Here is a 20,728-nt window from a genome sequence, read left to right as displayed (position 1 = left end):
TCTAAGAAGTGGACGATGCCGATTAGAAACTGGCGACAAGCTCTAAACCGCTTTATGATTATGTTCGAAGACCGACTCTCTGAGTACATGTAATCTCGACAGTTACACAGAATTATTTACAGGGTCTACATACAGCCACAATCCAAAAGGTTAGGGCTTTCGCCCTAACCTCTAGGCTCCATCAAGATTCGTAAGCAAGCACAGCCTTAAAGGTTAACCCTAGCCCTCCTATCTCAACGCTGCATAATGAGCGATTAAAGATCCCAAGGGCAATGACAGTGGTTACGATTACTGTCACAGTGATAAAGATAACTTTCTTTGGCATAGCTTGCCTCCTTTCGAGAAAGAGACTACTATCTGTATTGTCTATGTACATCTAGTGAGCCTCGTTTGAATTTAACGTTCATTCGGGGCTTTCTACTATCTGTCTTTTGCAAAAATGCTTGAGACAGACAGCCTCAAGCACCCGCTGCCATTCTACTCAGATTTATCCCATTCAAACAATACTTATTTAATTGAACCACCGAGGTTAACCATACCTTTTGACGTACTTTTTGTACTGATTGCAGAGATCACTGCATTTCTATCTTTCTTTGTTTACCCTCACGACTAAACAGGACATGTTATGTTATCACTAAGCTCATTACGCGGCGGCGCTTCGGGTGCCAGTAAGTATTACCTCGAAGAAGAAAAACAACTTAACTTAAACCAACCACAATTTACCCTCAAGCCCGACACTCAACCCACAAAAGAGTCCCTTCTTGCTCCCACCGATTACTACCTTGCTGAGCAAAGCGGCACGGAAAAAACAACACAGTGGTATGGAAAAATTGCCGAGAAAGAAGGGATTTTAGGCCACAAAATTGAACACCAAAAACTGGAAGCGGTACTCAACGGCCAATTGAATAATGATCACACACCAAGAGCGCATTCCGATACCCGTCGAACAGGATATGATTTGGTGTTCTCAGCCCCCAAAGGGGCCAGTATTCTAGCCTTGGTCTATGGTGATACTCGCATTATTGACGCGCATAATGCTGCGGTTAAAACAGCGCTCAATTTGATGGAGCAAGATACGGCTCAAGCCAAAGTTGCTGAAAATAAAGAACGCCGATTTGAAAATACGCAAAATTTATTGTTTGGTTTAGTCCAGCACAAAACCAGCCGTGAGAATGACCCCCAATTACACACCCACGCTCTTCAAGCCAACATGACTTATGACAAACAAGGCTCACTCAAAAATCTGGCCTCTTCATCCGTACAAAATGGGTTTGAGACCCAAGGCACTTATGAGCGCATACTGGAAAACCAAAAATATTACGGTATGGCTTACCAAAGTGAACTCGGTCGTGCTCTCGAAGAGATGGGGTATGCCATTAAATCTCTAGGCAACAGCCAAATAGATATTGATGGGATTCCGGATGAGGTCATTGATGCCAATTCAGCTCGACGCCAACAAATCCTAGAGCAAGAACAAGAGTTAGGTATCAAATCAGGGAAAGCTCGCGATCACATTGCCCACCAAACTCGCAAAGCCAAAACCTATACCCCCGAAGATTCGCTGATAAAAGAATGGCAGGTCAAAAATATAAAACTGGACTTTAATGGACTGGAGTTCGTTGCGGATTCATACAACGGTAAGCATAGAAAGGAAAGTAACCTATCTGTACCGGATGAAAAGTTACAGCAAGCTATTGAAAATAGCATTAGCTATCTCAGTGATCGCCTCAGTGCTTTTGGTTATGAAAAAGTCTTGGTTACCGCGTTAGATAAATTTGCCCCAAAAGCCATCACCCAGATAGGGGGATTAAAACAGGTATTAGATAGCAAAATCAAACATGGCGATTTGATTGCTCTTGATAACAAGCAAAGTCTATTTACCACACAAGAGCAAGTAGACCGAGAAGCTAAACTGATTGAATCAACACAAAAACGAGCTCATGGGTTACGAGTTCACGCAGAATCAACAGCACTTAATGAGCTCAATTTAAAAGCCGATACCAAAAAGACCCTAGCCGACATACTTGCTAGCACCAAACAAGTGAATGTCGTTAACCTCTCGGGTAGCAGTAAACAGCTCAGTGAATCCTTGCTGCATGTGAGCGAAAACTCAGGAAAATCCATTCACTTCATTACCCCTAACAAGCTGGTTAAACAGCAAACAGAGCAGCAGGTTAAGCGTCAAGCATTCAGTGTAACCCAATGGGTGAAGAATGCCTTTCGCCCTGACGTGGTTCACACCACTTATCAATACCTTAATCAAGCCGAGCAGCGCCAGAAAACCAAAGACAGCATTTTGGTGATTGAGCACGCTAACCAGCTAGGAGTCAAAGAGACGCAACAGTTGATTGACCTGGCGCAACACCAGGGCAATAAGCTGGTCTTTCTGAACCATACGAAACGCAGTCAGGGACTTCGAGCTGGTAATGCTATGGAGGTTGTGCAAAAAGGCAATGTTCGAACACACATCTGGCAAGGGGCTCAACTGGCTCAAACGCAAATTAAAACCAGTGAAGTGGATAAGAAAGAGCGCCATCAAATCCTAGCCGAGCGGTATCAGGCGTTGTCCAAGCAAGAGCGTTCAGAAACTCAAGTATTAACCACCAACAAAAGTGACAGCGACAATCTCAATCGTGTCATTCGTCACCAATTGGATAAAAGCGGCCAACTGAGCGAGAAGCGTGTCGAAATCCCAACACTTAACCCTGTATTTATGTCACCAGAGCAGCAGCGCTCCATCAAGAGCTATCAAAAAGGAATGGTGATATCACAAGTCAACGATGGAAAGGTTGAACGATACACGGTAGAGAAAGTCAACAGCCGAGCTCAAACCCTTCAATTACTCGATGGCGATAATAATCGCAGCTATGTGAATGTAAAAGAAAACACAACCCCCTATTTTGTTAGCCAACCGGCCAAGATAGAAGTCGCCACCGGAGACCGCCTGCGGATTAATGGAGACGTCTTTCGAACGGACTTAAAACAGAACGACACCGTGACGGTGGAAAAAATAGGCTGGCTGGGGCTCAGTCTTAAAGATGACAACGGAAAGGGGCATTTAGTGCCCCTTTCGTATTTAGAGGACTCAGCCCTTTCTTATGGTTATGCCAATACCCTGAATAACGCCACTCACGGAAAAACAACCACCCTGATTGATATGCAGAGTTATACCGCCTCGAAAGAGGCCTTGTATGAGCTCATGCAGCAAGGAAGCAAGCAACTGCATATCTTCACCGACAATCAAGAAAAATTGGAGTCACGGATGGAGAAATCCCACATTCAACCCTCTTCTATGGCTCGTGTGATGGCAAGTACCCAAAGTCTCGATAAGTACGTTAACGCCCAGACTGTTGACACGCTGCAGAGTGATGTGACGGTGGCCATGCAAGCCCTTCTCAATCAACAAGCCCCAAAACCATTGATAGAGCAAGCGGTAAACTTTGCTCTTAGCCATGTCAGTGAGCAGCAGGCAGGCTTTAAGCACAGCGAATTGGTCGTAGAAGCCATTCGTTTTGCTATGGACGAGAAAGGCACCACGGTATTGGAGAGTGAGATACACAAGAAACTCAATGAGCTGCAGCAACAAGATTCGGTCCTCTCAGCTCAATTTAGTGATGGCACTCGCTGGACAACCCAAGAAGCGATTGAGACTGAAAAACGCATCTTAACCCGCCTCGATGCAGGCAAAGGGCAAGTTGCGAGTTACGCCAGTGAGCGACAGGCTGATGCCTATCTTGCACAGCAAGATTGGATGACTGACGGCCAGAAAGACGCTGTAAAGCTCATGGCGACCACCCATGACCGTTACACTATCGTGCAAGGGTTTGCAGGTGTGGGTAAATCCACCATGCTTGAGCAAGGTAAAACCTTAATCGAGCAAACACAGGCGTTACGCGGTAACGCTAAGATTGAGATATTAGGCTTAGCGCCTACTCACGCTGCCGTTAACGAATTGAAGGAAAAAGGCATCCCCGCTCAAACCACCCAGTCTTTACTCAAAGACTTACTGATGGGCGATACCACCCCCGACAGGTACAGGAACACCCTGTTCCTACTCGATGAAAGCTCGATGGCCTCCAACGCTCAGTTTGATGCGTTTACCGCCCTGGTAAACAATGCAGGGGCAAGAGCCACCTTTTTGGGTGATATTTACCAGCTTCAATCCAAAGAAGCGGGTAAACCGTTTGAGTTAGCCTATCGCACAAAATCCATTGATACCGTCGTAATGAAAGACATCAAACGTCAACAGACCCCAGAGCTTTTGAGTGCGGTACAAAATGTAATTAACCAACAACCTGAATCCATGCTAGAGGCGATAAAACAACAGTCTCCCCTCCATGGGAGTCACCATAACCAGACCGTGATTTCTACCTATAACGATACAGGCAACTCAGCTAAAGACCGCGAGGTTGCCAAGGAAGAGTTATATCAATCTGCTGCCGCCGAGTATTTATCTCGAACTCCAGAGAGTCGAGAAAATACTTTAATGATTGCTTACTCCAACCGAGAACGAGATATATTAGCTGGTTTAATTCGAAAAGGATTAAAAGAGATGAAGGAGTTACCAGATAAATCCGATACCCCTGTGACACGCCTTCGAGGTATTGGCACCACCAAAGAAGAATTAAAAACCATGATGCCTTACAAGGCTGGACTTATTATTAATACTGGCCGAGATAATTATTTACATATCGACAGTATTGATAGACGCAATGAGTTATTAATGGTGACAAACATGACAACAGGAGAACAAACAGCATTTATTCCGGCAAAGCATGACCATAAGATGACAACACTATGGATTGGTAGTGAAATGCCTTTAACTTCAGGAGATAAAATCACTTGGCGTAAAACCGATAAGGAATTGGGATTAACAGGTAATACCGATTTAACGGTATCTTCTATTAATAAAGACACGATGACGTTATCTTACGATAAAGATAAAACTATCACCCTTCCATTAAATGATATGAAAAGCAGCCATTGGGATTATCGTTATACCAAAACGGCTGATATGGCTCAGGGCTCTACAATGAACCATGTTATTTCCGTTATTGATTCAGGCGCTAAATTAACAAACTTACGCCGTGCTTATATTGATATATCGCGTGCAAGCCAGCACGCGATGATATTTACGGATAACGAAAAGGGATTAATGCGAAGTTGGCTGAATCATTTTGATAATAACAGCTCTGCCATTGAGACCATAAATCAGACCAACCACCCTAATGAACATCATTTCGATGTGCAAAGCATACCGAAAGAAAACCCTAAATACCAACAACACGGAGAATTTAAGTTATCACTTTATGCGAAAGATTTAGCACAACAATTAACACCTTATACGGAGTCGCTTGCCATTGAATTATTAGGACAGCCTAATAATTCAAAATCCGATAATGATTATCTCGCCTTTGGTCGAGGTAAGTCTCATTTAAAGGTCACATTGACCGGAGAATATCGCGGATATTACCGAGATTGGACTACCGGCGATAAGGGGAATTTAATTAATCTGATTATGTCAGCCAAATCTTTTAGCTTTAAAGAGGCGGTTAATTTTGCAGAGCAAATATTAACTGAGCCAGAAAATCACAATCTGATTGAGAATGAAAAGCATGATAAATTAGTGAACACTTTACCTAAACATGTGGGTAATTTAAAAGCACGGGCAATTAATTACTTTGAGCAAGGAGTGGAACTAAAAGAGACCATTGCCAATACTTACATTAACAATCAAACCTACCACGACTTTGAATCACATCCTGCATTGCGTTTTCATGAACAAGTGTATTCCTCTGAAACAAAATCCACTCACCCTGCATTATTAGCGGCATTAACTAATAACAAAGGAGAAATTGAAGCGATTGAAATCACCTATTTAAACAAGGATGGTGATTTGGCAGATAATTTAACAATACCTAAGCGCTTAATGGGAAATAAATCAGGTCATGGTATTGTCCTTAATGATGGAACTCTACCTGATATTAGCGTGGTTGCAATTGGCCTTGAAAATGGAATTTCATTATTAGGGGCCAATACACACGATGTTGATATTGTCGCGGTGAACAATGCTCATGATTTACGAACGCTCGATACAAAGGCGTTACGTGAGCAAATTATTATCATGGCAAATGAGAGTCAATTATCAAATCAAAATTTGATTAACGATATAACTGATAAGTTAACCGCTCAAGGTCATAGTGTCTCTATTGTCAAAGAAGCCATAGACGGATTATCACCACAAGATATTGGCATATTGATTAGTGATAAGGTCAATGATGATATTGCAGAACTTAAAGGAAAGCATGAATTTGATACTAATAAAATAGTTCAACTGGTCGATGACATTAACAAATCACAAGAGTTTAGTGACAAGGAAATGGCATCGTTACTTGATGTTATTGAACCAAAAGGTATTGAACACGCGAATAACCTAGCTAATGAGGTAGTTGATAAAGCACTGGCTGAATACGACCTTCACCAAGAACAAACAGAGAGAGAACTGACTCAAGAGAAAGAGTTGGAAAAAGAAATGGATTATCCATCGTTATAAGATAAAAGGCAGTCACAATCTTTGTGACTGCCTTTTTTTATTCTTCTCCAAGAATAAACTTGTGCGACTTTTCTTTTGATTCCTCACTGAACTTATCAAATTTCGCATTAACCATAGCCGCGATATCACTTGGCACTCGAATACTTGGATCGAATGCAGCCATATACATTTGTTTGGCTAGCTTTTCTTGCGTGTATTGCGTCGCTAATATTTCCTCAAGTATTTCACGTGTTGATCTAGCGCTACTATCATTCATCCTTTCTTTTATTGATAAAGCAAATTCAATTAAATCTTTTGTTGCATCTGTCAATGTAGAAAACTGATTACTCTTTTGATAATTCTCAAGACGAGAATATAACTGTTCAGAAAATGGTAATTGTATTCTAGGGTTTCTTGCCATCCAAAACGCTCCAAAATGGCGGTGTAATTTCTTACACCACACAAACCCCAGTGTACACCACTTTTACACCACATTCATGTGTATATTTCTAAGTTATTGTTTCTATTTGTACACCACTTTTACACCGCGCGGTGTAAGAATGGTGTAAGTATTGCTATTTTTACAGTAACCTAATGATATATATAGAATTACACCACATTTACACCATTTGGTGTAAATGTGGTGTACACTTTTCATGATACTTTTTCGCAACTTTTGAAAATGCCTGAATGATGTGTTTTTCTTTTACAGACAACCACTTATGTTTCACCTGACAGGTGACGAGGTGTGTCAGGTCTTTCTGAGCTCTCAAAATGCACTGAGGTTAAATAAGTAGGTTTAAGCGGGAAACGGGTTATTTCGCGGGGTTTTCGTTAGGTCAGAGAAATAACGTCTGGGTTCCTCTGTTGGTTAAGTGGATTAGATGCAGATCTTACCGTTAAATAATAAAGGGAATGGATTTCACCAAATTAAAACGCGATCACTCATCGCGCAGCGATACTAAGGACGCAAACATATTGGTTAATGGGATAATAGATCTTATGCGTCCGAGCCAGCAATATTAAATAGACCACGAACGGGAAGATCGAAGGCAATAACAAGATGAGATTTAATACCTCGTTGTTTATGGAGTGACTACCGCCGCCCTGCTAGGCTAAATTGCCATGCGGTTAAAATAAGGGAAAGTTTATGCTGTCGTATGACAAAAGAGACCTATCACGAGCACGAAATAGTGAGCAGGGATTAATTTTAATTTGCCCGTGCTTGCACGGTTACATAGCAAATTAAAATTAATTTCTGGGAATGCTCTTTGCGTACTTAAAGCGAGTCAGATTTATGCACATATTAATGGGGTTTGCGGAGGCATCAAAAAAACCGGAGCTACCCTGTTAATATGTGTATAAATCCTTAGCCTATTGGTTAGCGATAATATCACAGCGTCATTGGCGAGTTATCCATATATCCACATAAGAGCGTAGGAATAAAAACAACCGGAGCGATTTTTGTGGGTATGTGGGTAACTCGCCTTGCATTTCGTTAGGAGCTTGCGAGTATAAGAAATGCTCGTTCCGCGTATGCCATTCTTTATAATGACACGCAAGTCATAGCGACTGGGCGCTTTATTTTGTTATCACATCACCAATAATAAAATCACCTGTAAAACTCAAAAGATAACAAAATAAAGCGCTCGAATTTTTTTAGGAACACAAGGCATAAAAAAGCCTGCTATGATAGCAGGCTTAATTTATTACCTCGGTTTAATTGTATTCATTCCAAAGTTTTTTCGCAAATGCTTCTTCCTTATGTTCAAAATTAATATCACGTCTCACATCAAACAGTTTTCCATTTTTGATCACATACTCGCCTACGTCGTAACCTATATCTTCATCAGCAAACTTTACTCTGAAATAAAAACTAGGGTGTTTCTTTGACATGGCAATAATGACTTTTTCAGGATGCACCCACGCGCTATAGAATTTTACATGCTCAGGGACACCGTTTTCTATAATGCTCGCTTTGAATCGTTTTTTGTTTTGTCGCTTCAAATAAGCGCGGTATTTTGAATTGCATATAATGTTTTTGGTTTTACAGGATAAGTGCCACGGTTTCGCGTCTAACCCGTCATATTCGATATTTTGATTGTAAGCATTCCACTTTGTATCCCAATTATCCCAAGACCATTCATACCAATCTATATAACCCGTTTTATTGCGGCACTCGTCAGGATTTATTCTATTTGGTGCTTGGGTATTACGTAGTATTCTTGGCATCGGAATATAACGGTTAAAATCAAATACCCCTTGATTGTCGAGTATGGACAAAATGCCTTGCTCGCTTTGTTGTCTATCATCAGAATCTATTGAGATAACATTTAAAATATGATCAGGTATATGATTAGGCATGGCTCTTTCCTTGTGCTTTGACGGTTTCTAGTCGTGGCGTATATTGGTTAAGAGTGTTTTTGTCATTCGGTGGTATTTCAATTAATCCGCTAAACACGTCATTGACCAAGGTTACATTATTAATAATGAGCTTATCTTCAAGGATTAATTGATTGCCTAAATGAAGCGCGTAAAATGCAAACTCACCAAGCACACCAGAAACAAAATATTTATCTGTCATATTTTCGTATGTGCCCCTTTCGGGGCACACCTCCAAAGTTAATTAATATTCGTTAGGAAAAAGAATGGTGGTTACGCTTCTATCCCACTCGGTAACAATCCAAATCCTTTCGTCGTTGATTTCATAAACAGATAAAATTTGGTCTCCATTGTGAGTGGCAAAATTATTTAAAATTGCATCTTCTTCATAACATAGCCCCCAATCCCCTTTTTTATGTTGCTTTAAGGGAATAACCAGCGGTAAGTGATTACCATCTAAAAAAGCATCTACGCCACGTGTTACCACAATTACGCCTAAATCAAACTCGATAGGCTCAATGTTTTGAATTTCGTCTTGACTCTTATTAGTCATAGTTATATATTCCTTATTAGTTAGCTAGGGCTCAAACGATATTTGACCGTTTCGTTTTGAGCCTTTGTTTTATGCGAAAATTAAATCTTTTAATCTGCATTTCGCACGTTTTGCAATCTCATAGGGTGTTAATCCTATGGATTGCAGTTCAACGAATGAACGCCTTGCGCTCTCTTGTGCTTCTTCCCCCCTTAAATACGCCTTAATGTCTTTGATGTGGTATTGGATCACTAACTTGTCTAATTCTTGCTGACTCATTAGCGGTACTATTTCGCGCTCTTCAAATCGGATAGCGTTGTAATACATCTAAATTCCTCCGCGCTTATCATGCGCTTAAATTGAAATTGAAGATCTTTTTGGTAGCTTTCTATAATTTGGCTATCTTCATCAAAGAAATAGCCTGTAAAGTTGCCCTCCCTATCTATCTCTATGTTGTAAATAATGATTTCGTCGCAAATGATAACTTGCTGGTCGTCCTCATAATGTCGGTGGAAAGGGAGCTGACTAACGTTGCCCCAAACTAAATACTGCCTTTGGTTTGGCTTTGTGTTGCTGTCCCACTTAAAGGCACTCATAGCTCTATTCCTGCACAAAAAATGAGGTCAACGTAATAGCTCTGGCGAACCTGAGCGTTTTTAATACGGGGCAATAAATCAGCAATGGCTTGCTCTCGATGTAACAAATCAGGTTTAGATTCATAGCGTGATAACCTCTCTTTTAGTTGCTTTAAATACTCGTTGTTGCGTTTCATTAAGTCGCCGTATTGCTGGCGGCTTTCTGTGTGAGTCAGTTTGATTTGGCGGTAAACCACTTTCAGACAAGCAGCAAAGTAGGTACATTTTTCGCCACCAAAGCGAAGGGCTTTTTGTGCTGCCAACGACCACGCACGCTTGAAGATGTTTGCCTTACGTGCGTTTGCCCTCGATATGTGCGCAGCACATGGAGCGCGAAGCGCGGGAGCCTGCGAAACCTCAAGGGATGACAAGCGGTGGGTCGCGTTCCCCTCGCGAATCACACTCTCAGAATCCACTTCGCGCCCTGCTAGGCCAATCTGCACTGAGTTATCAGCGCGCTCTGATGTGTAGAACTTTGTTGCGGTTTTGCTGCGAGTATTCATAAGAGGCTCCTTTGCTGCCTGATTTTTCCGAATGCCTACCCGCACACCTGGCATTGTTCTGCTTAGCAAGGGCGCGAAGCGGCGTAGCCTCCCTTGCTAAGCAGGTTATGACAGGTGAAGGTTAAGTAGGCGAAGGGGAAATTAGGTAGTGAAGGAGTTAGGATGGGCCACTGCAGCAGGCCGCGGCAAAGATAGGAACATCAGAGTGAGCAGATGGTGAGGGGAAGATTGGTCTAGTAGGGTGCATTCTTTGTGAGCAGGGATTCATTGTAATTTGCCCGTGCTTGCACGGAACAAGGCAAATTAGAATGAATGTCTGCGAATGCTGTTGCGTTAGGGATTGACTGTCTGGAACCTAGCAGCCGTTGGCAACTTGTTGCCAATACGGATGCAGGTTAGCGACAGGAGCGAAGCGAAAAGCCCGTTAAAACGCCCAAGGAAAGAAGGTTAAGAAAGGTTTATGAGAGAAAAAGAGGGATAGGAAAATTAACCAGCAAAATCAGCAAAATGGTATCTAAAGAGAGAGCAAAGACTACATCAAGAATGAATCAAAGATAGAAAATATCACCGAAAAAGTAGTGTTAAATCATGCGGATCAAGTTTTGAGCTACGTTATAGAAAAAAGAAATTATGATATGATCTTATCTTAATCATTTTACAGTCAAATAGAGCAAATCAAAGATGTCAGAAACCATCAGCGTGTTATTAAACCTACGAACCTTACGAACCCAGTCCCGAGAATTAACCCTAGAGCAATTACAAGAAGGATTGGAGAAGTTAACTCAAGTTGTTAATGAAAGAGCTCAGGAAGAAGAGCAGCTACGTGCAGAAAACCGAGAGAAAGAAGAGAAACTAGAGATGTACCGTCAATTACTTTTAGCAGACGGTATTGATCCAGAAGAGTTGATAGCATCAATGACCGCATCGAAGTCGAAGAAATCGAGCCGCACGCCACGTCCAGCCAAATACCGTTACACCGATGAAGACGGCCAGGAGAAAACCTGGACGGGTCAGGGTCGCACACCAAAGTTCTTAGCAGATAAGAACCTGGACGATTACCTAATTTAATGCGATAGCCCTTGCCCTCACCGTCTAAGCGATGAGACTCTCGTGGCAAGGGCTTATGAACGAGCCCCGATGCTCGTCCATAATGAAGAATCTATCAAAATTATGGTCTCGGAGAAAGAGTGCCCTCACCTTTCGCTGTCTCAGCAGCGAACCACTAAAGGCAAGGGCTAAGAGCAGGCCGCAAGCCTGCTCTTACTGGTTAGGGTAATAAAAATTGGTGAGCTTTACTGGCAAGAGAGGCCGCCTTAAAGATAAAGCGCTTATCATTACGCAGACGATGGAGCCAACTTGCAATATAGCTTTCATGTTGCGCCTCGCCGATAATGCCAAGATCTGCGCAGCAGAACGCGGCCCCCAATTCAGCAACGAGCTCTTCCACCGCGTAGTCTTTTGAACCAAATTGATTCATGATATTACGGTCAAGTCGGCTAGGGTGCCCAGTAAAATGAACCAGCTCGTGCCAAATCGTGGCATAGAGATCACTTTGAGAATGGAAGCGATCACGATTTGGGATCACAATCTTATCATCACCAAGGGAATAAAACGCTCGGCTGCCTCGATACTCAATCTGTGCATGGGTCTTTTCAATGGCCGCTTCCACATGAGGCAAAAGATTAAACTCGTTTTTAGTGTAGGTTGGCTCCGAGATAAGATCCGGCTTGTCGATGTTCTCCAACTGGTCAAGATTAAACACGGTAAAGGTTTTTAACATTGGGATCCTATCCAGCTTACCATCGCCGTCCTCTTTCTCCCACAAGGTATAGAAAACGATGGTTGTACCTTTCTGTCCTTTTACCACATTGCCACCCAGCTCTTGCGCTTGTTTATAAGTGAGCCAGTAAGGGCTCGTAAAACCACGTTCTGCAGCAGAGCTCCACAACAGCAACACATTAATGCCAGTATAACGTGCGCCCGTTTTTAAATTCATCGGCAACATCGTGCTTTGATTTGATCGCTCCCATGGACAGCTCCACGGTTTGACGCCCTGCTCTAGTGCTGCGATCACACGGTCAGTTACAAGCTGGTACATATCTTTAGACGCCTTGCCTACTCGCTTTTTTGCTTTGCTTTTGCTCTTAGATGATTCATTTTTGTTGGAGCCTGGGTGCTTAGGGCAACGCCCTGAGTCGCTTCAAGTGGCTTAGTGATTGTTGAGTGGTGATTAGCTGAATGAGTCATGGTTTCGTCCTCTTGGGTTAGTTTTCATCTTCGTCATCGCCTGACAGACCAAGCACTCGCCATCGTTCTTTGTAGCAAGGGCGCGCAGCGGCGAAGCCTCCCTTGCAACAAAGAATGTGGTGGGTGACGGTCATAGGCAGACAGCGATAGAAGAAGAAAACAACCAATGGGGATAGAGCCTGATGAATGAAGATAATGACCGCGATTACAATCAGTTAGCCAATTGAAGTGAAAGCTCTGCTCTGTGAGGACGCAGGCCGAATGCTCTGTGAGCGAAGAGCAGAGGCAATGTGCCCGTGCTTGCACGGTAAATCACACATTGCCCAAGCTCTGCGAATGCTCTAGATCTGACCATCCGCACCACACTTGAGATGAAAACATACCTTGAACAAACAGCTAGGTATGAGTGCACTTATTAATACAGCAACTCGGCCCACTTTTTCACTTTAGGACTCACCGTAGACTTGCCGCAGTTGAGCAGACCTAAGATGCCAAGAGCCACAGCTTGCGCGGCCAACCGTTGTGTTTCTCTCTCTTCGGTATCGAATGCACTTAGATTGGCTCGGTCATACATACGATCAAATCGAGATCCTATTGCTCTCATCTTGTCATCCTGCAGAAAATCTTCATCGTCAAGAATGGCGGTGAGTAATCGGTTAATTTCAGATTTGACTGCCTTTTTAAAAGCGGCCTTTTTCAAGTCATGGAAGACCAGTCTTGCCAGCGCGCAATGTTTTCGTTGCCCTAATGAAAAAAATCGCACTTCATTGGTGAGTCCACTTTGGCCGCAACTCACCTCAATAGTGATGTTTGGCCACATTCGATGAAACCAGTCCCAAAAATCCGTTTCGGTCACCCCCCTATTCCAATTAACCTCATGGACAAAAATTCCGGTGGATGCCTTAACCAAAGATTGAACCTGCTCTACGGTTTTTGCGTTTTTTCGAAGACGTCCGGCTTTTAACGTTCTTAGAATCAGAGAGGGATCTTCTTTTATGTCTGTTACATCTGTGCCTTGTGAAACATCAAGGGATGACAAGTGGTGGGTCGCGTTCCCCTCGCTCATCACACTCTCAAGATCCACTTCGCGCCCTGCTAGGCCAATCTGCACTGAGCTATCAGCGCGTTCTGATGTGTAGAACTTTGTTGCGGTCTTGCTGCGAGTATTCATAGAAGGCTCCTTTGCTGCCTTATTTGTCCGAATGCCTACCCGCACACCTGGCATTGTTCTGCTTAGCAAGGGCGCGAAGCGGCGTAGCCTCCCTGGCTAAGCAGGTTATGACAGGTGAAGGTTCAGTAGGCTTTGGGGAAATGAGGTCGTGAAGGAGTTGGGTGAAGAATGGAGGCAAAGTTTTGAACATCAGAGTGCGCTTGATGGTAAGGGGAAGATTGAGCTAGTAGGGCGCTTTATGAGCAGAGAAACGTAGCCCTTTGCCCGTGCTTGCACGGAATAAAGCAAAGGGAGCCTTTTCTGCGAATGTTTTTAATGGAAGTGACACTTTTCACACAAAATCTGATTCAATTTTGTGTATTCATTGACAGTATTACCGAAAAGAGCGATAAGATATTCAGCTAAGCATACGAAATAAACAACTCCGCAAGCTTAGTCCGATATTCTGATCAATATCGTATATATAACAATAATAAACCTACTCTGTAGGCTTGTCTTGACGATTACCCGTTTTGGTCTCGCAGACTTAACGGGTATTTTTTTCTGCTTTTATCGGGTGAAGTAAGATATGTGCCTGTTTTTTCTGCTCATTCCACTCTTTTAATTCAGTCGTGAACAATTCAGAATTATCAATAGCCAGTAATAGCTCTGTCGTGCGGTCTGATTCGATGAATAGTGACACAGGAGCCACCTGTTTACCATCATCAGCAAAGCAATGCTCTATGTGCTCAGGTAAGATATAAATCACATCAGCAACCGAGATAATATCTGGGTTAAACAGCTTAGAATCAAAGTTATGCTCAGCATCAAGCAGTTCCATGAGCTGAAACAGCGAATGCGCATCAGTTGTGTTCTGCCGATTTTTGTTTGCCAGTTGATTTAACTCAATGAGTTTTGCCTCCAAATTCCCCTCTGGATTTCGACCAATACCTATCATGATTTTCAGCTCAGCTTTAACCAACTTGTATTTAGGGGATTTGAGTTTGGGTTTTAAATAGCGCACCAATATTTCATTGCGTTTGATGGTTGGAAAAAACCGAGTTGACGCACTCACTTCGCTATAAAGGTGTAGCAGCGCATTATCTACAGCATCGGATAGCAGAGCATGGTAAGGACTGTTAAACAAAATGCACCTTCATCTATAACACTAGACATTCATCAAAAAAACGATACGATAAAGATTCACTGTCATTAGATAGTGATCATTGAGTAAAAACAACAACCAATACGTAAGACACTATCCCCCGAAAGCTGTCCTGCCTTTCGGGGGATATTTTATATGACAAGAAACTGATCAAATATCCCCTATCGGTTCTTAATCAATCATCGCAAGATAGATGATAACTATTCTCAATAAAGTCTTGAACAACAAATGATACGTGTTATCATTAATCTGCACTTGGGGAAAAGGAACTACCCATTTCTTTTTTCTTTAAAGGCACGACATTGCTCACAGTAGACTTCAGCATAGACTTGTTGTAGATGTAAGGCTAATAACAAGTAACCAATTTTGCTGGGTGCCGTTACTTTGCCAAAGTAACGGCATTTTTTTATGCACACCTTGATAATAGGTGCTCTTGAACCCATTCAGGAGCGATATCGGCACCGTTGTACCACTCTATTGTATAGCCATCGAGATAATAGTTTATCCCTCTATCTTCACTTAGGATCTGATTAAACAATTGATGTTTGAGGCCAAAGGTGAAAAATCGACTAAACCTTTATCACCGTTAGACAGCTCTATGTAGTAAATCAATTCCTTAACAAAGATACATTCAACAATTGATATCTCTTTATGCTCCATTACTAAAATTCGGTTCTGTCGCAAAGTTTACGTAAGGCGTAAGCGCGTCGAATTTCGGACGCAATTATGCTATGAGCGCGTAAAAGCGCTCCCATACAGGTAAGCTTAGCTCGCCAACTTGACCTCGCTTGATTTGCGTCCAAACTTCTTGACCTGACATCGTAGCTTGTGCTCCCTCAACAGATTTCCAACCGAGAGCCTGATACATCTTTTGTTTGATTGGCCTATGGCTTTGCTCAACTATATTGTTGAGGTATTTTACATCAATAACTTCAATCAGATTGAGCATAAAAACAACACTTTTCCATAATTGAATATTCATATTATGAAGTGCCTGAGCATTGGCACCACTTTTATCAATAACGACTTTCTCAGGCAATCCATTTGTTCGAATAGCCTTTCGTAGAAAGGCTTGAGCGGATTTTTCATCTCGTGTTTGACTAAGATAAAAATCTACAATATCACCGTATTTATCGACTGCCCGATAGTAATACCACCATTTCCCTTTGATTTTGATGTAAGTCTCGTCCATACGCCATGAACTTGATACATAGTGTTTGCTCGTTCGTGCATTTTGCTCAATTAAAGGAGCAAAACGAATGACCCAACGATTAACGGTGGCATGATCGACTCGAATACCTCTTTCAGCAAAGATTTCTTCGATATCACGGAAACTGAGTTTGTACGCTACATAGTAGCGTACAGCTTGAAGGATGATATCTGATGGGAAATGATAACCAGAAAATTGCATATAGAGTCGAGATGAAAATTTAAAGTCACTAATTAGAGTTCTCAGTTGTTCACGGGTTCCCTAATTTTGCGACAAAACCCATTTTAGCTTTGCAAAAAAGAGACACTTTACCTTGGGAGCTACAATATCGGATCGCTTTAGATAGAATATGTTAAATAGAGACGGGGAAGCAAAAAAATCACTTGTAAACGGGAAAGTTTTTATTAGAACCAAATCGTTGGTTTTTGTGTTTAGGTTTTAATGCTAGGTTTCGTGGTTGTATTGTTAACAGCTTAATACGGTTAAGTTACTACAGGGGATGATATTTTGAATCCTCTACTCGATTTAGATTGTTTGAGAACAGGCCATAGAGAACCCATTCAATTTAGTATTTTCAATAGGTGTTGATTTAACTCAGACAACACCTATTGAGATAGGTTCTAAGTATAGGGGTAATCAGGTATAATTATCTTTTTTTATAATAAATGTATCTATACTTTTATCGTTAATATTTTTATCACGAACAACACCTGTAATATATTCATTATTTTTACCGTTAATATTAGCAAATAATGAACCATATGTTCCAGTGTTTTTGTTAACAACAACTGCTACTATTTGACCACTATCAATATCAATATCTAAATTAACGCATTTATAAGCATTAAGTTTTACTCTAGAAGAGATCTGACATGTTTTAGCTTTTAAATCCATAACAATATAATAATTATCAGAAATAAACCCATCATCTGTTCTATACCAATTATACACTCCAGCATATTCTGAATCATAATTTTTACTATTATCAAAATTATTTCTTACACCTAATAAATAAAGTGTATTTATCATAGGTCTTGAACAATTAACTTCACATTCAACACGACTATATTGAATTTTACTTATAAAACTTGAAAGTACACCACCATCAGAATGCGATTCAATCGTTTTACTTACTACACTAGCATTCTCAAAATCAATATCATTATAACTACTAATTTTAATATTATTATTAATTAAACTAATGATGACCGGATTATCTTTACCAATATATAAATTAATATTATTTTCACTAACTTGATTACTATTCATAAAGTCAAGGTTAAACTTATCAAAAGCATTTTTATTATAAAAATAATTAAAGTTAATCGAAGAATCAACAATATTTAATGTATTTTTAATTGTTGTATTATTAATGTCATTAATGATTTTTGTTTGTTTTACAATTGCGCCATTAGTAATATTAAACCAAGTTGTTATAATTGTTTTTGAATGTTTAGTATCTTCAATAGTTTCAAACTTACCAGTATTATAAAAAATATCACCTACTTCAATTTTATCTAATCCGATATATTTAGTTGTTACTTTTATTGGTATAGTAACAATATGATGTAAATCACTATCAAATGTAGTTACATTAAAAACTTTATTATTTTCTTGTCCTTTTTCTAAATTAAAATCAAAATTAATATATTTGTCACTATAATTGAATGTTTTATATGTACCATCTTTATATAAAATGCTGTTATCTGTTTTAATTATTAATTTATTATTTACATCAATTAGATAGTTTTCAGAATGCAGATTACCATTTATATCTTTATAATTTAATTTATGTGTTATTTTATTTCCATACATTGAGCGTTCATTTAATTCATGAATATTCAGTTCATATGGTTGATTACCAGCATTCATTTCTATATATTTTATATTAGCAGAACCGTTTTGATACATATCAACATTAAAAAATGTCAACGCCATATCTTTTGGATCTGCAGGTTTAACAACTTCAGGCTTAACAACTTCAGGCTTAACAACTTCAGGTTTAACAACTTCAGGTTTAACAACTTCAGGTTTAACAACTTCAGGCTTAACAACTTCAGGCTTAACAACTTCAGGTTTAACAACTTCAGGTTTAACAACTTCAGGCTTAACAACTTCAGGTTTAACAACTTCAGGTTTAACAACTTCAGGCTTAACAACTTCAGGCTTAACAACTTCAGGCTTAACAATTTCAGGTTTAGCCATTTCTGATATTTTTGATTTATCTGAATCTGAACCACCGTCACCACAACCAGCCAAAGATAACAAACTTAACAATACAACTATATTACGCATCAAATATACCCTAAAAAGATTAGTGAAAAGGTTTAAATCTTTGTACCATTAATTTAAGGTTCTGTCGCAAATTTTTTATGAAATTTTGCTAACTCATACTTTAACGGTTAGGAATTGAAATTCCTAGATGTATGGACTCCCTCATCTTAACGTTGTACGGTGAATAAAATATTCGAGATAAGAAGGTGCTTCTATGATTACCTCTAATATATTGGCAATAGATTTAGCGAAAAATATTTTCCAGGTTTGTAAACGAACAGCTCAAGGACAAATTATTTTTAATCGAGAAGTTAGCCGTAATAAACTAAAAGAACTATTAATAAAAGAGTCTGTATCTTTAGTTTCTATGGAAGCTTGTAGTAGTTCTCATTATTGGGCTCGATGCGCTGCTAACCAAGGTCATCAGGGTGAGATCACGAATGTTTTCTGACCAGTTACAATAAATTTGACCCACGGATCTAGTTGTGATCTTATACTCCTTTTTTTAGAAGTATAATCATGAGCATTGACGTATTTTCTAAACATTTCGGCAACCTAAAAGACCCGCGCCAGTCCGCTTAAATCAGTTACCCATTATTCGATGTTCTATTCTTAGCGGTATGCGCCATCATCGCCGGGGCTGATGGTTGGGAAGATGACTCTTACCGACGGCACTTGGGCTAAGTAACATTACGTTTTCTTTTCGTTCGATGAACTCTAACCCTGTTAGCTTCTTAAGCGGTTTTCTCGGAGCGCCTGTCACGAACTTGAAGTCATATTCATCGAATGTTTTTGCCATAGGAAAATTTGTGAATGTAGTCAGCGTCGCTCTTGTGCGCTGGGCCCTTGCTTCAAGCTCAGCGTTTAGTATTGACTCTAAGTAATCGGGTAGGGTTATTCGAGGGATATCTAGACCTTAAATAAGGTGCGCATAAATAGATTTGATGTTAAATGCTAACAATTTAAGAGGTCGCTAAGGCGACCTTTGTTGTCTCTGGACGTTACAGTGTATCTGGACTGTAGGACAGCATTCGTTATCTTTTGTTAAATACCGTCCATCGTGACGGTATTTTTGTATCTTGTTGCTGATACCAATTTTAATCTATTTTTTGACCTTAATAGGCCAGTAATGTTAAAGTAACCTATCATATACGATAGGTTTAATGGTTATAGAATGGCTTGGAAAGTGGATTTTTACTCTGGTGTTGAAGATGAAATATTAGCAATGCCACCTAAAATTCAGGCTCGTATGATTAAGTTACTCGAATTAATTGAATTACATGGAGCAAATTTAGGCCCACCACATACAGACTCAATGGGAGATGGGCTTTTTGAAATAAGAGCTAAAGCTCAAGAAGGTATAGGTAGAGGTTTGTTTTGCTATTTAAAAGGACAGCACGTTTACGTATTAAGAGCTTTTGTGAAAAAGACGAATAAGACCCCAAAAAAAGAAATAGAACTTGCTAGAGAGCGAATGAAAGAGGTGAAGTTATGAGTTTATCTGCATTAAAAAGAAAAGCATTACAGAATCCTGAAGTAAAAGAAGCTTATGACGATCTAAGTGTTGAATTTGAATTGATAAATTCTCTAATTTCAATGAGAGAAAAATCAGGCTTAACTCAAGATGAGGTTGCTGAAAAAATGGGAACAAAAGCCCCTAATATTTCGCGTTTAGAATCTGGACGATCAAATCCTAGTCTTAAAACTTTAGTGAGTTATGCTCAAGCATGTGGATTTAAGCTAAATCTTGGTTTTAAACATGCTTAATTTTTGTAAATTTAATTGTAAAGGTCGCTCATATGTAGCGGCCTTTTTTATGCATGGTTGATACGATTTAGCAACAAGATACGATTTAGCGCAGTTCACATAAAATCTGATTACGTTAAAAGACCGCCTATAGGCGGTCTTTTTGTATCTGGCCGTTACCGTGTATCTGTTTATCCCAATTTAAAATGTCCTTTTTAAGATAGTTCATCTTGCTCAGAAACTGGTTATAGAGTAGGGAAGTCACGGCTTTTTTCTGGTACTGGGTTTAAATTGTTCAGGGTGAACTAAGACAGGATTGATGGCTTCAAGTTGCCGAATGGCTCGTTGTTGA

At 40.3% G+C, this 20,728-nt stretch carries 19 protein-coding genes and 1 pseudogene; 6 read left to right on the top strand and 14 right to left on the bottom strand.

The features are described from left to right. Positions 1-181: 181 nt before the first annotated feature. Positions 182-325 (bottom strand): hypothetical protein, encoded by a 144-nt coding sequence (locus CTN07_RS22865; RefSeq protein WP_157132378.1) that lies wholly within the window; start codon positions 323-325, stop codon positions 182-184. 300 nt (positions 326-625) lie between these two features. Here CTN07_RS22865 and traI point away from each other — a divergent pair, with 300 nt between their 5' ends. Further along, a complete protein-coding gene (gene traI / locus CTN07_RS20540) occupies positions 626-6,553 on the top strand; it encodes a conjugative transfer relaxase/helicase TraI (protein WP_005306775.1) in 5,928 nt (1,975 codons plus the stop codon). Between the two features lie 37 nt (positions 6,554-6,590). On the opposite strand, the gene CTN07_RS20535 is transcribed toward traI, so the two are convergent. The 6 genes from CTN07_RS20535 to CTN07_RS20505 all read right to left on the bottom strand — a co-directional run bounded on the left by CTN07_RS20535 (position 6,591) and on the right by CTN07_RS20505 (position 10,584). After that, positions 6,591-6,953, bottom strand: a complete 363-nt coding sequence (locus CTN07_RS20535; RefSeq protein ID WP_050787857.1) for a hypothetical protein — start codon at positions 6,951-6,953, stop codon at positions 6,591-6,593. A 1,298-nt stretch (positions 6,954-8,251) separates the two neighbouring features. After that, positions 8,252-8,896, bottom strand: coding sequence for a DUF1281 family ferredoxin-like fold protein (locus CTN07_RS20530; RefSeq protein ID WP_005306770.1), 645 nt, complete (start codon positions 8,894-8,896; stop codon positions 8,252-8,254). Beyond that, positions 8,889-9,116 carry a hypothetical protein gene (locus tag CTN07_RS20525; protein ID WP_036766176.1) on the bottom strand — a complete coding sequence of 76 codons (228 nt, stop codon included), beginning with the start codon at positions 9,114-9,116 and terminating at the stop codon, positions 8,889-8,891. The genes CTN07_RS20530 and CTN07_RS20525 overlap by 8 nt, the downstream gene beginning before the upstream one ends. Before the next feature lie 42 nt (positions 9,117-9,158). Next, positions 9,159-9,467: a hypothetical protein gene (locus CTN07_RS20520; RefSeq protein ID WP_050787856.1), complete on the bottom strand. Its 309-nt coding sequence runs from the start codon at positions 9,465-9,467 to the stop codon at positions 9,159-9,161. A gap of 69 nt (positions 9,468-9,536) precedes the next feature. Further along, a complete protein-coding gene (locus CTN07_RS20515) occupies positions 9,537-9,773 on the bottom strand; it encodes a hypothetical protein (RefSeq protein WP_146154897.1) in 237 nt (78 codons plus the stop codon). Between the two features lie 265 nt (positions 9,774-10,038). Beyond that, positions 10,039-10,584, bottom strand: a complete 546-nt coding sequence (locus tag CTN07_RS20505; protein WP_005306767.1) for a hypothetical protein — start codon at positions 10,582-10,584, stop codon at positions 10,039-10,041. Between the two features lie 681 nt (positions 10,585-11,265). Here CTN07_RS20505 and CTN07_RS20500 point away from each other — a divergent pair. Beyond that, positions 11,266-11,652, top strand: coding sequence for an H-NS family histone-like protein (locus tag CTN07_RS20500; RefSeq protein WP_036766173.1), 387 nt, complete (start codon positions 11,266-11,268; stop codon positions 11,650-11,652). A gap of 199 nt (positions 11,653-11,851) precedes the next feature. Here the strand turns inward: CTN07_RS20500 and CTN07_RS20495 are convergent, their stop codons facing one another. The 6 genes from CTN07_RS20495 to CTN07_RS22980 form a co-directional block, all read right to left on the bottom strand. Further along, the gene (locus CTN07_RS20495; RefSeq protein ID WP_005306762.1) at positions 11,852-12,682 is read right to left on the bottom strand and encodes an ArdC family protein; all 831 of its coding nucleotides are present in this window, start codon (positions 12,680-12,682) and stop codon (positions 11,852-11,854) included. A gap of 17 nt (positions 12,683-12,699) precedes the next feature. Continuing rightward, a complete protein-coding gene (locus tag CTN07_RS23300; RefSeq protein WP_005306759.1) occupies positions 12,700-12,831 on the bottom strand; it encodes a hypothetical protein in 132 nt (43 codons plus the stop codon). A gap of 415 nt (positions 12,832-13,246) precedes the next feature. Beyond that, on the bottom strand, positions 13,247-14,002 hold the full coding sequence (locus CTN07_RS20490; RefSeq protein ID WP_005306757.1) for an HPr family phosphocarrier protein: 756 nt from the start codon (positions 14,000-14,002) through the stop codon (positions 13,247-13,249). Positions 14,003-14,528: 526 nt separating this feature from the next. After that, the gene (locus CTN07_RS20485; protein WP_005306756.1) at positions 14,529-15,128 is read right to left on the bottom strand and encodes a DUF2913 family protein; all 600 of its coding nucleotides are present in this window, start codon (positions 15,126-15,128) and stop codon (positions 14,529-14,531) included. A gap of 742 nt (positions 15,129-15,870) precedes the next feature. Further along, a complete protein-coding gene (locus CTN07_RS20480; protein ID WP_005306753.1) occupies positions 15,871-16,557 on the bottom strand; it encodes an IS6 family transposase in 687 nt (228 codons plus the stop codon). 435 nt (positions 16,558-16,992) lie between these two features. After that, positions 16,993-18,651 (bottom strand): hypothetical protein, encoded by a 1,659-nt coding sequence (locus tag CTN07_RS22980; RefSeq protein WP_005306748.1) that lies wholly within the window; start codon positions 18,649-18,651, stop codon positions 16,993-16,995. Positions 18,652-18,844: 193 nt separating this feature from the next. On the opposite strand from CTN07_RS22980, the gene CTN07_RS20470 reads away from it, so the two are divergent. Together CTN07_RS20470 and CTN07_RS20465 are read left to right on the top strand one after the other, a co-directional pair. Next, positions 18,845-19,081 (top strand): hypothetical protein, encoded by a 237-nt coding sequence (locus CTN07_RS20470; RefSeq protein WP_050787855.1) that lies wholly within the window; start codon positions 18,845-18,847, stop codon positions 19,079-19,081. Positions 19,082-19,149: 68 nt separating this feature from the next. Further along, a pseudogene (locus CTN07_RS20465) lies at positions 19,150-19,287 on the top strand (transposase family protein); the annotation flags it as partial. Here the strand turns inward: CTN07_RS20465 and CTN07_RS20460 are convergent. Beyond that, positions 19,259-19,501 (bottom strand): ATP-binding protein, encoded by a 243-nt coding sequence (locus tag CTN07_RS20460; protein WP_232282496.1) that lies wholly within the window; start codon positions 19,499-19,501, stop codon positions 19,259-19,261. The pseudogene CTN07_RS20465 and the gene CTN07_RS20460 overlap by 29 nt on opposite strands. Before the next feature lie 303 nt (positions 19,502-19,804). Between CTN07_RS20460 and CTN07_RS20455 the strand changes: the two genes are divergently transcribed. Continuing rightward, positions 19,805-20,125, top strand: coding sequence for a type II toxin-antitoxin system RelE/ParE family toxin (locus CTN07_RS20455; protein ID WP_023930920.1), 321 nt, complete (start codon positions 19,805-19,807; stop codon positions 20,123-20,125). Beyond that, a complete protein-coding gene (locus CTN07_RS20450) occupies positions 20,122-20,397 on the top strand; it encodes a helix-turn-helix domain-containing protein (RefSeq protein WP_036766170.1) in 276 nt (91 codons plus the stop codon). The genes CTN07_RS20455 and CTN07_RS20450 overlap by 4 nt, the downstream gene beginning before the upstream one ends. The last annotated feature ends 331 nt before the right edge of the window (positions 20,398-20,728 follow it).

The sequence above is a fragment of the Photobacterium damselae genome (genome assembly GCF_003026815.1).
GTDB classification, from domain to species: domain Bacteria; phylum Pseudomonadota; class Gammaproteobacteria; order Enterobacterales; family Vibrionaceae; genus Photobacterium; species Photobacterium damselae.
The sequence above is the reverse complement of the archived record's forward strand: the minus strand, read 5'-3'. Positions and strand labels throughout refer to the sequence as shown.